This window comes from Pseudomonas sp., assembly GCF_026224925.1.
Lineage (GTDB): Bacteria > Pseudomonadota > Gammaproteobacteria > Pseudomonadales > Pseudomonadaceae > Aquipseudomonas.
Genome location: NZ_JAMFRV010000068.1, coordinates 1 through 10708, shown reverse-complemented (window position 1 = coordinate 10708; position 10708 = coordinate 1). Strand labels below are relative to the sequence as shown.

The following is a 10708-nucleotide window of genomic DNA, read 5'->3' as shown; positions in this document are numbered from 1 at the left end:
TACGCCGTGCGCCCCTGTTGGAAATGACCGACGAGCGCTGGAACGAAATGCTCGATGTGGACTTGACCGGGGTCATGCGTACGTTTCGCGCGGCGGCTCGGCACATGGGCGAGGGCGGCGCGTTGGTCGCAATCTCGTCCATTGCTGGCGGCGTATATGGCTGGCAGGACCACTCGCATTACGCGGCGGCCAAAGCCGGCGTACCGGGTTTGTGTCGCTCGCTAGCCGTGGAACTGGCGCCACGGGGTATTCGCTGCAACGCCGTGATTCCCGGCCTGATCGAAACCCCGCAGTCGCTGGACAGCAAAAACTCGCTGGGGCCGGAAGGCTTGGCCAAGGCGGCCAAGGCCATTCCGCTGGGACGTGTGGGGCGAGCGGATGAAGTGGCTTCGCTGGTACGTTTTTTGTGCAGCGATGAGTCCAGTTACCTAACCGGGCAGAGCATTGTTATTGACGGTGGACTGACGATTCGTTGGCCTGAATAGCGTCCAGTTTGTGAATGCGCTTGCGCCCACTCAAAAGGCAAAATCATGCAGCAATTGAAAAACAAACGCGCCGTGATCACCGGCGCAGGCAGTGGCATCGGTGCCGCTATCGCTCGGGCTTATGCGCTACAAGGTGCGCGTTTACTGCTGGGCGACCGCGATCCATTGACGCTGAGTAGCGTCGCTGAAGAGTGCCGTCAGCTTGGCGCCGAGGTCTTTGAATGCGTTGCCGATGTCGGCAGCGTTGAAGGTGCCCAAGCCAGTGTTGATGCGTGCGTCGAGCACTTCGGCGGCATCGATATTTTGGTCAACAACGCGGGCATGCTGACCCAGGCACGCTGCGTTGACCTGACCATGGACATGTGGAACGACATGCTCCGGGTTGACCTGACCAGCGTGTTCGTCGCCAGCCAGCGCGCCTTGCCGCACATGCTCGCTCAGCGCTGGGGGCGAATCATCAACGTCGCCTCGCAGCTTGGAATCAAAGGCGGCGCTGAGCTGACCCATTACGCGGCGGCCAAGGCCGGGGTCATCGGCTTCACTAAGTCCCTGGCCCTGGAAGTCGCCAAGGACAACGTGCTAGTCAACGCCATCGCGCCTGGTCCCATCGAAACGCCGCTGGTTGCGGGCATCAGCAGTGCCTGGAAAGTCGCCAAAGCGGCCGAGTTGCCGTTGGGTCGTTTCGGGCTGGCCGAAGAAGTCGCGCCCGTCGCCGTACTGCTGGCCAGCGAACCCGGCGGGAATCTATTCGTTGGCCAGACCCTGGGTCCGAACTCCGGCGATGTCATGCCCTGAGAAACCCACCGAAGATACCCTGTGGCTTTAATGACATTGATAGGAGGCCCTCAAATGTGTGGATTGTGCGGTCTGTTGGGCGAAGACGTGCATTGGAGTGATCCGCTGGGCGATGAGCTGCCGCGCCGTCGGGAACGCTTGCGGCGGATTGCGGCAATTAACAAAGTAGTCGCGCCATTTCGCCTGAAAGTCGAGGATTTCCAAGGCGTGTCGTACCTGCTGCTCGGTGCCACAGGCAAACAAGAGTTGGCCACCGGGCTCGAACAACTGTGGACGGCCGCAGAGCGATTGATCGGCCGGCCGCTCGACCCACTGGATCCGCAACTGCTCGACCATTTGGAGCGCCAGGCATGAGCATCGCCTTGAACGTCATTACCGGATTTCTCGGCAGTGGTAAAACCACGCTGCTCAAACGCCTGCTGCAAGACGAGGCCATGGGCGACAGCGCGCTACTGATCAATGAATTCGGCGATGTTGGCATCGATCACTTGCTGGTCGAAGAAGTTGCCCCAGACACGGTGTTGTTGCCCAGCGGTTGCGTGTGCTGTTCGATTCGCGGTGAACTCAAGGAGGCATTATTAAGTTTGCTGGAGCGTCGAACCCGAGGCGAAATCCCACAGTTTCGCCGGGTGATTTTGGAAACCACCGGCTTAGCCGATCCTGCGCCGATCCTCGCCACCTTGAGCAATGATCCGCAATTACGCGGGCGTTTTCACATCGGTCTGGTGGTGACCTTGGTCGACGCCAGCCACGCCGCATTGCAAGAACGGCTGCACCCTGAATGGTTGGCGCAAGTGGCTGCGGCCGATCGCTTGTTGTTGAGCAAAACCGATCTGGTGGACGCGCTGTCGCTGAGCACACTGCGCCACCACCTGCAGCAGCTGAATTTTTCCGCACCTTTACTGGATACCGTCGACGTGCACAGCGGCGATCAATTGCTGTTGGGCGAAGGCGTGCGCAGTGCTGAACCGGAGAAGGAAGTTGCCCGCTGGCAATTGCATAGGGCACAGCCCGAGGCGTCCAGGCACGGCGACGCTCAAGTGTGCTGCCTGACCTTCGAGCAGCCGCTCGATTGGGTTGGTTTCGGGGTCTGGTTATCGATGCTGTTAAGATGCCATGGCGAACGAATCCTTCGCGTAAAAGGACTGCTCAACGTGAACGCCAGCCAAGCCCCCATCGTGATTCACGGCGTGCAGCATTGCCTGCATGCGCCAGTACATTTGCCGTCGTGGCCGGGGACGGATCGGACCTCGCGGCTGGTGTTTATCCTGCGCGGTCTTGAACCGGATCAACTGCGCCGCTCATTCAATGTTTTCGCCCGCAGCTTTGCCCCGATAATTAGCGAGTCGGCTGCATGACCATCACTCTTCGCGTATTGGGCACTTCAGTCACCCTTTTGGAATCGCTTCGCGAACGCGCCGAGCAAGACCTGGGCATCAAGCTGGTTTATCAAGTCCACGACGTGCAGACCGCACAGCGCATCGCGGTGATGCAACCGGGCAGCTACGACCTTTACGATCAATGGTTTCACAACGTCGATTTCGTCTGGCCCGCCCGCGCAATTCAACCCATTGATACGCGGCGCATTGCCCTGTGGCACGAGATCAATGACCTGCCCAAACGCGGCCGCTTGTCACCCAATGATCGGCTCGGTAGCGGCAGCGTTCCCAGTGAACGTTTATACGTTCAGCACGACGGCAGCCTGGGCACACCGGTCAGCGAGCGCATCAGTATGTTGCCGTTGACCCATAACGCCGACAGCTTTGCCTACCGTCCTGAGCGTTTGCCGGCAGCCCTCAGTACCGCAAACGAAAGTTGGGGCTGGCTGCTGGACCCTGCGTGGGGAGGGCGGATCGCTTTGCAGAGTGACGCCGCGATTGGTGCGCTAGACGCTGCATTGGCCGTCCAGGGCGCTGGGCTGGCGCACTTCAAGGACATCGGCAACATGAGCATCGAAGAGATCGATGTGCTCGCCACGATTCTAGTGCGCAAACAGCAGGAAGGGCATTTTGGCGCGTTCTGGTCCGACGATGAGGAAGCCGCCGAGTTGATGCTCAGTCCTACCATTGATATTCAAAGCTTATGGTCGCCTACCTTGGTTCGCTTGCACCGCGCAGGCGTTAAATACCGGGTGGCGGTGCCCCGTGAGGGCTACCGGGGCTGGTTCGGTGGTTTGTCATTGTCGCGACATGCCAAAGGGCCTGTGCTGGACGCCGCTTATGCGTATTTAAATTGGTGGTTGTCTGGTTGGCCCGGCGCGGTGATGGCGCGTCAGGGCTATTACATCGGTAACCCGGCCCGCAGCCGTGACCACTTGAGCGCCGCCGAGTGGGACTATTGGTACGCCGGTTTGCCGGCCCGTGAGCAATTGTTGGGCAGTGACGGCTTACCACTAATCGACGTCGGCGAAATTCGCGATGGTGGGTCCTACGAGCAGCGCATGGGCCACATCGCGGTCTGGAACTCGGTGATGGATGAGCACAACTATTTGGTCCGGCGTTGGGCTGAGGTGCTTCGTGCGGGCAGCAAGTTCGGGCCAAAGGGACGCTGAGTATTGAATGTCAAAAAAAGGCGGCTACCTCTCGGTAGCCGCCTTTTTAATTACCGCCAGTGCAGATTAATTCGGCAGTTTGAACGCCAAGATGTAATCGCCTTGTTTAGTACCCAATGAACCATGACCACCGGCCATGACCAGCACGTATTGCTTGCCGTCCTTGCCGGTGTAGGTCATTGGTGTGGTCTGGCCACCCGCTGGCAGGCGACCTTCCCACAGTTGTTTGCCGTTACGAACGTCGTAGGCACGCAAGTACTGGTCGAGGGTTGCGCTGAGGAAGGCGACACCACCTTTAGTGATGAATGTCCCGCCCAAGCTTGGCACGCCCATGGTCAACGGAATCGGAATCGGCGAGCTATCACGCACTGTGCCGTTCTTGTGTTTCCAAATGGTGGTGTGATTGGTCAAGTCGACCGCCGCAACATAACCCCACGCCGGCGCTTGGCACGGTAAGCCCAGTGGCGACAGCATGGCTTCGAGGATCACGCCATACGGCGCGCCTTTGTTCGGCTGCACGCCTTCGGTTTCACTTTTACGGCCTGGGCCACCCGCGATATCAGCGGCCGGTATCAGCCGTGATTTAAACGCCATATAGCTTGGGTTCACGAAAGCGATCTGACGCACAGGGTCGACTGAAAGGCCGCCCCAGTCGAACACGCCAAAGTTACCGGGATAAACGATCGAGCCTTGCAGCGATGGCGGGGTGAATGGACCGTCATAACGCAGCGACTTGAAGTCGATCCGGCAGAGCATTTGATCGAACGGGGTCACGCCCCACATGTCGCGTTCTTTAAGCGGCGGCGGCATGAAGTTCAGGTCCGACTTAGGTTGTGTCGGCGACGTGTGATCGCCAGCAACCGCACCTTGTGGAACCGGGATTTCGTTGATCGGTACCACTGGCTGGCCGTTGGTACGGTCCAACACGTAGATGCTGCCCTGCTTGGTCGAAGCGAGTACTGCTTGCTTCATGCCGTCAGCAGTTTTGATGTCCATCAACGTTGGCTGACCGCCCACGTCCATGTCCCACAGGTCATGGTGAGTGAACTGGAAAGTCCAACGCACGTGCCCGGTATTGATGTCCAATGCAGTCAAACCAGCACTGTATTTCTCTGAATTAGGGGTGCGACCGCCGCCCCACTGGTCAGGCATCTGGTTGCCCATTGGCAGGTACAGCATGCCAAGTTTTTCATCGACCGCGAACATCGACCACATGTTTGGCGAGTTGCGAGTGTAGGTTTTGCCCGGTGCGAGAGGCGTGGTGTCATCCGGGTTGCCGCTGTCCCAGTTCCAAACCAAACGACCGGTGTGTACGTCAAACGCACGGATCACGCCGGAAGGCTCGTCAGTCGAGACGTTGTCGGTCACGTGACCGCCGATGACAACCAGGTTTTGCGTCACAGCCGGTGGCGAGGTGGAGTAGTAGCCGCCTGGCGCGAAGGTGCCGATGTTGGCGCTTAAGTCGATTGAGCCTTTATCGCCGAAGTCTTCGCACAGTTTGCCGGTGTCGGCGTTCAAGGCGATTAGACGGGTGTCAGCAGTTGGCAGAAACAGACGGCGCGGGCACGAATTGGCGGTGCTGCTGGCTACAGCCGGTGCAGTCGGGCTTTGTGCCGGAACCGTAGCCGCCGCAGGGGCCGGAACAGCAGCGTAGGCAGCGTCATCGTGATATGACACGCCACGGCAGGTCATGTGCGCCCAACCTTTGAAGTTAGCCGCTTTCTGCGTGCTGATCTTCGGGTCGAAACGCCACAGTTCCTTGCCGGTATCCGGGTCTAGCGCGATCACTTGGCTGTGCGGCGTGCACACATACAGCATGCCGTTGACCTTGAGCGGTGTGTTCTCGGCAGTGGTTTCACCCGGATCGTTCGGCCCAGGAATATCGCCAGTGCGGTAGGTCCAGGCAGGTACCAGCTTGCCAGCGTTTTCCGGCGTGATTTGCGCCAGCGGCGAATAACGGTCACCGAAAGCAGTGCGACCGTAGGACTGCCAATCACCGTCAGGCATGGTTGGGGCAGCGCTGGTGGTGCCAGCAGTTTCGCGGTCCAGTTGACCTTTGATTTCACCTGGGTTGGTGAATTGGCTGGCCAGCGCGGCCAGGCCTGCGAGGATCACCGCGATGCTCAATGCCCGGGTGCCCGTTGCAGACGGTTGCCCGTGCAGCAGCAATGGACGGCGGAACCACGGCAGCAAGAGCACGATGCCCATGGCAAACCACAGTGCCAAACGTGGGACCAACTGCCACCAGTCCAGGCCGACTTCCCACAACGACCATACGGTACTGGCGAACAGCACCAGCGCGTACAGGCCTATTGCGGCGCGACGGCCCATGATCAGCAGCACCCCGGTGATTGCAATACCAATACCAGCTACCAGGTAGTAGAGCGAACCGCCTAGCTGAGTCAGTTTCAACCCGCCTAACAACATGACCAGGCCCATTATCAGAAATACCAAACCGAGCAACGTCGGTAACAGGCGAGTTCTGCTCAAAGCACCATCAGAGCTCATAGTTTGTTTTCTCCATGACAATTAAGGATCGCCGCTGCATTCTCAATACTCCCCTATGAGCCTAGCGCAGTCAGATTCACCCACGTAAACAAACGATTTGTGTCGCTTGGCAACATGGCAGCTTGATCTGGATTCGCCGGGGGTTGTTCATAGGCAGCGCAAGGTGCGCAGAGTTCACGACCCTGCCGCACTAGTGTGTTTTTGGAATAGATTAATCGATTCAGCAGGCCGGCAGACAGGATAGAAGTTTGAGCCGCGGAGAAAAAGTGGGGAAAGTGACAGGGTTCATTGCGGGCTCCGTAACAGTTGATCGGACCGCTGGAAACATTTTGTCCCTTTGCGCGGCCTAAAGGCTCAGCTAAGGTGCGCACCCCGAGGGACGCGCTCCCCAAAACTCTTTTGAAGGTCGAGCATGACGACATCCAATAGCAACCCGCTGCACGGCGTCACGCTGGAGCAGATTCTTATTGCGCTGGTGGCGCATTACGAATGGTCAGGCTTGGCTGAAAAAATCGATATTCGCTGCTTCAAAAGCGACCCAAGCATTAAATCGAGCCTGACGTTTTTGCGCAAAACGCCTTGGGCGCGAGAAAAAGTCGAAGGTTTGTACCTGAAATTGCAGCGCAGCAAAGGCTAAGCATTTTCTTTGTAGGAGCGGGCTTGCTCGCGATCGACTGTGTAACAGCCGTAACCCAGGGGCAACGATGACACTCAATCAACACACTCTGCTGTCGCAGGGGCAACGACGCTTTGCCTTGATTACAACGATTCTCGGTTGGTCTGCATTGGCTATCCAGCTGTACCTGATTCTGTTCGCCCGTTGGCTCGACCATGCCAGCCTATTGGCTGGAGTGGTGCGGTTTTTCAGTTTTTTCACGGTGACCACCAATACGCTTGTCGCCGCCGCACTGACTTGTGCGCTTTGCGCGAGGGATTCTTGGGCCCATCAATTTTTACGGACGCCGTGGGTAACCAGTGGGATCGCCGCCAGCATTGTATTGGTGAGCATTGCCTACAACCTGTTACTGCGTTCGTTGTGGCAGCCCCAAGGTTTGCAGTGGTTAGCCGATGGTTTACTCCACAACGTGCTGCCGGTGTTGTTTCTGGTGTATTGGTGGCTGTACGTACCCAAAGGAATGCTGCGCATCAAGCATGTGCTGTTGTGGTCGATCTATCCGCTGGTGTATTTCGCTTACGTCTTGCTGCGCGGCGAAATGATTAGCGACTACATGTACCCGTTCATCGATGTTGGCACCTTGGGTTATCCACAGACGTTTGTTAATGCGATCGGGGTGTTGGGCGGATTTCTGCTGATCTCCGCCGTGCTGCTTGTCGTCGACCGGATTAAAGGCCGAATGCAAATCGAGGCATGACGCTGGGTATTCGGCATTGCGAAATTTCCGGTGGGAGCCCGGCCTCGCGTCAGACCTGTGGGACCGAATTTATTCGGGAACGAAGCGACGCGGTGTATCAGACAAACCGCGTCGCCTGCTTCCCGAATGAATTCGGTCCCACAGGGGATCGCATATTATCTGTAGGAGCGAACTTGTTCGCGATAAGGGCCGAAGGGCCTTCAATCGACCGCAGCCTCGATCCGCCAGTAACCCGACGTTTTCACCAGCGCTTCGCTAAGCCCAAACTCATTCAGTAGTACCCGCCGAACTTTGCGCGACAGGCCCGCTTCGGTAGCGACCCAGGCGTACAGTTCGCCTTCGGGCATTTCGAGTTTACGGACGACATCAACCAGGTTCTGTTCGCTGCGAACCACCCAGATCACATCGACCTGGGCGGCACTGTTGAATGTCTGTTGTTCCGCCGAATCTTCTATTTCCACCACCACCAAGGCGGCGCGGTTCGCGGGCAGGTTTTCCACGCGGCGAGCAATTGCGGGCAGTGCGGTTTCGTCGCCGATCAGCAGATAGCTGTCGAAGATGTCCGGTACGATCATCGATCCACGTGGCCCGGCGATGTAAAGGTATTGACCCGGTGCGGCTTGAGTGGCCCAGGTAGCGGCCGGGCCTTCGCCATGAAGAACGAAGTCGATATCCAGTTCGCCGGTCTTCGGGTCGTAACGCCGAGGGGTGTAATCGCGCATCGTTGGACGGGGTCCGTCATCGGGTGCGCCAGGAACAAACGTCTCCAACGCGGCCTGTTCTTTTGCTGTCTGGGCGAAGATCAATTTTATATGGTCATCAGTGCCCCAACTGATAAACCCTTCAAGTTGCGACCCGCTTAGGGTCACGCGGCGCATACGTGGGGTCACGTCGACAACCCGGATCACCTCCAGTTTGCGCCGTTTGATTTCATGGCTGACGCGGTGAATGCCTTGGGGTTGAGTGTCGTGTTGCTGCGAATTCATCAAGATTTCTCCGGCGCACTGAGCGGACCATCGACGATGGCTTTGGCGGTGTTGTTCAACAGATCGCGTACCCGCAGAATTTCTTCGGCGTTCCAGCGTCCGTGGTGCAGTTGCAGCGCATGCCGCAAGTTATGCACAGCCTCGTGGATTTCCGGTGGCCGATCATGGCCGCGTAACGAGCGCTTGCTGACGTCAATGCGCATCTTCACGCCATCCAGGGCGACCGCTTGATCAGCCAATGATTGCCGGCCCGCGTCGGTAACCGTGTAATGTTTTTTGCCGCCAATAGCGTCGCCGAGGATCAGTTCACTTTCCTCAAGAAAAGTCAGCGTCGGATAAATCACGCCGGGGCTAGGGCTGTAGGCACCGTCGAACATACCTTCGATCTGACGAATCAAGTCGTAGCCATGGCAGGGTTGCTCGGCAATCAATGCCAGCAGTAGTAATTTCAGGTCTCCGGGAGCGAAAACCCGTGGGCCACGGCCGCCGCGTTCACGGCCTGGGCGTTTTTCGAAGCCATCGCGACCGTCACCGTGTTCGCGGTGGTGGGGATGGTGATGGAGGTGGTGGTCACCTGTTTCTCTCATTTTCTCTATCTCTTGCGTAAGTTAGATATACCTTAAGATATATCTTTACGATTACGCAAGCTGTAAAGACGACCGGTTCTTATTGGGTGCCAGCTTGTAGCGCAGGTTGTGGCACCTGGCATTCGGTATGGGTGCCAGGCGTCAGGTAGGGGTTAAGAATCGGCGCCATGCCTTTAAGCACCTGCACCGGCAGCGCCGAGGTAAATTTGAAGGCTTCGGCCGCCCGTCCCGGCACAAACGCGGTCAAGGTGCCGAAATGGTGGTCGCCAATATAAAACACGAACGTGGCGGTGCGATTGATCGACTTGGAACCGAGGATTCTGCCGCGGGCGCCGATGCTTTCCAGGCGGTTATCCCCCGTCCCGGTTTTGCCGCCCATGGCCAATGTAGTGCCATCGGCAAGTCTGAAACTGCCCTGAACGCGTTTCGCTGTACCGGCATCCACCACCTGCGACAGCGCCTCACGCATCGCCGTGGCGACTTCCGATGGTAATACGCGTTTGCCCAGATCGGGGTCGCTGATCAGCCGGGTTTCGTAGGGCGTTCCGGCCGCAAAATGCAGGCTGTCGACCCGCAATACCGGTAGGCGGATACCATCGTTCTGAATGATCCCGATCAACTCGGCCAACGCTGCCGGACGGTCGCCGGAGCTGCCGATGGCGGTAGCTAATGAGGGCACCAGATGATCGAACGGATAGCCCACACGCTGCCAGCGCTTGTGAATATCGGTGAACGCTTCGATCTCCAGCATGGTGCGAATTCGCGTATCGCGCGCGCTCTTGTGACGGCTTTTGAACAGCCAGCTGTAAACTTCCTGACGCTCCATCTGGCTGGCGGCGACTATCTGCTTGAACTGTGCATCCGGGTTTTGCAACAGATAACCCACCAGCCACAAATCCAACGGGTGGACTTTGGCGATGAAGCCCTGATCCGGCAGGTCGTAGGCGCCCGGCCCGTAGCTTTGATACAGCTCGTCCAGACGCTTGTCGGTCAGCTTGTCGAGGGCGACTTTGTCCTCGGCCAAATGCGCACGAACGAACGCGTTGAATTCTTCCTGATCGGCATTGGGCAATAGGTAGCGATGCACGGCCGCCATCCGAATCGCGGTGGGGTGAATACTGTCGAGGAAGGTGTCCAAACGCTCTTGCGTAGACTTGTCTTTGTAGCGTTTCCAGAAGCGCAACAGGTATACGGTACCTTCACGGTCAGCGAATTGGCTTAGGTACTCCTGACGTTGCGGATAATCATCGTCCTTGAGCAACTGGGCGCTGCTATTGGGCGATTGATAGATGCTGTAGCGCACCAAGTCGCGCATTAGGCGAATGAATGGCAAGTTGATCGATTCACGCAGTGCGTCGCGCAGGCTGGGGCTGCGGCCATTGTCCTGGCTGCGAAAATTATGAAAGGTATGCATGCCGCCACC

Annotated in this window: 11 protein-coding genes; 7 read left to right on the top strand and 4 right to left on the bottom strand. The window is 57.9% G+C overall.

The annotated features are described in order from the left end of the window. From M0974_RS02995 to M0974_RS02975, 5 genes are all read left to right on the top strand, one after another. The coding region (locus tag M0974_RS02995; protein WP_297832575.1) for an SDR family oxidoreductase at window positions 1–485 on the top strand (485 nt) is incomplete at its 5' end. A gap of 45 nt (window positions 486–530) precedes the next feature. After that, a complete protein-coding gene (locus tag M0974_RS02990) occupies window positions 531–1280 on the top strand; it encodes an SDR family NAD(P)-dependent oxidoreductase (RefSeq protein ID WP_297832572.1) in 750 nt (249 codons plus the stop codon). A gap of 54 nt (window positions 1281–1334) precedes the next feature. Further along, entirely contained in the window at window positions 1335–1634 is a 300-nt protein-coding gene (locus M0974_RS02985) for a hypothetical protein (RefSeq protein ID WP_297832569.1), read from the top strand. Then, window positions 1631–2638 carry a GTP-binding protein gene (locus M0974_RS02980; RefSeq protein ID WP_297832566.1) on the top strand — a complete coding sequence of 336 codons (1008 nt, stop codon included), beginning with the start codon at window positions 1631–1633 and terminating at the stop codon, window positions 2636–2638. Before M0974_RS02985 ends, M0974_RS02980 begins: the two co-directional genes overlap by 4 nt. Continuing rightward, entirely contained in the window at window positions 2635–3831 is a 1197-nt protein-coding gene (locus tag M0974_RS02975; RefSeq protein ID WP_297832562.1) for an extracellular solute-binding protein, read from the top strand. Before M0974_RS02980 ends, M0974_RS02975 begins: the two co-directional genes overlap by 4 nt. A 66-nt stretch (window positions 3832–3897) precedes the next feature. On the opposite strand, the gene M0974_RS02970 is transcribed toward M0974_RS02975, so the two are convergent. Beyond that, window positions 3898–6339, bottom strand: coding sequence for a glucose/quinate/shikimate family membrane-bound PQQ-dependent dehydrogenase (locus M0974_RS02970; RefSeq protein ID WP_297832559.1), 2442 nt, complete (start codon window positions 6337–6339; stop codon window positions 3898–3900). 412 nt (window positions 6340–6751) lie between these two features. Here M0974_RS02970 and M0974_RS02965 point away from each other — a divergent pair, with 412 nt between their 5' ends. Continuing rightward, complete coding sequence (locus M0974_RS02965) at window positions 6752–6976, top strand: VF530 family protein (RefSeq protein WP_297832556.1); 225 nt, start codon at window positions 6752–6754, stop codon at window positions 6974–6976. A gap of 67 nt (window positions 6977–7043) precedes the next feature. After that, entirely contained in the window at window positions 7044–7712 is a 669-nt protein-coding gene (locus M0974_RS02960) for a Pr6Pr family membrane protein (protein WP_297832553.1), read from the top strand. Window positions 7713–7912: 200 nt separating this feature from the next. Here the strand turns inward: M0974_RS02960 and M0974_RS02955 are convergent, their stop codons facing one another. The 3 genes from M0974_RS02955 to M0974_RS02945 form a co-directional block, all read right to left on the bottom strand. Beyond that, window positions 7913–8698, bottom strand: coding sequence for a siderophore-interacting protein (locus M0974_RS02955; RefSeq protein ID WP_297832550.1), 786 nt, complete (start codon window positions 8696–8698; stop codon window positions 7913–7915). Then, on the bottom strand, window positions 8698–9285 hold the full coding sequence (locus tag M0974_RS02950; RefSeq protein ID WP_297832547.1) for a PadR family transcriptional regulator: 588 nt from the start codon (window positions 9283–9285) through the stop codon (window positions 8698–8700). The genes M0974_RS02955 and M0974_RS02950 overlap by 1 nt, the downstream gene beginning before the upstream one ends. A 79-nt stretch (window positions 9286–9364) precedes the next feature. Next, window positions 9365–10708, bottom strand: a 1344-nt coding sequence (locus tag M0974_RS02945; RefSeq protein WP_297832543.1) for a penicillin-binding transpeptidase domain-containing protein, incomplete at its 5' end; no start/stop codon positions are given.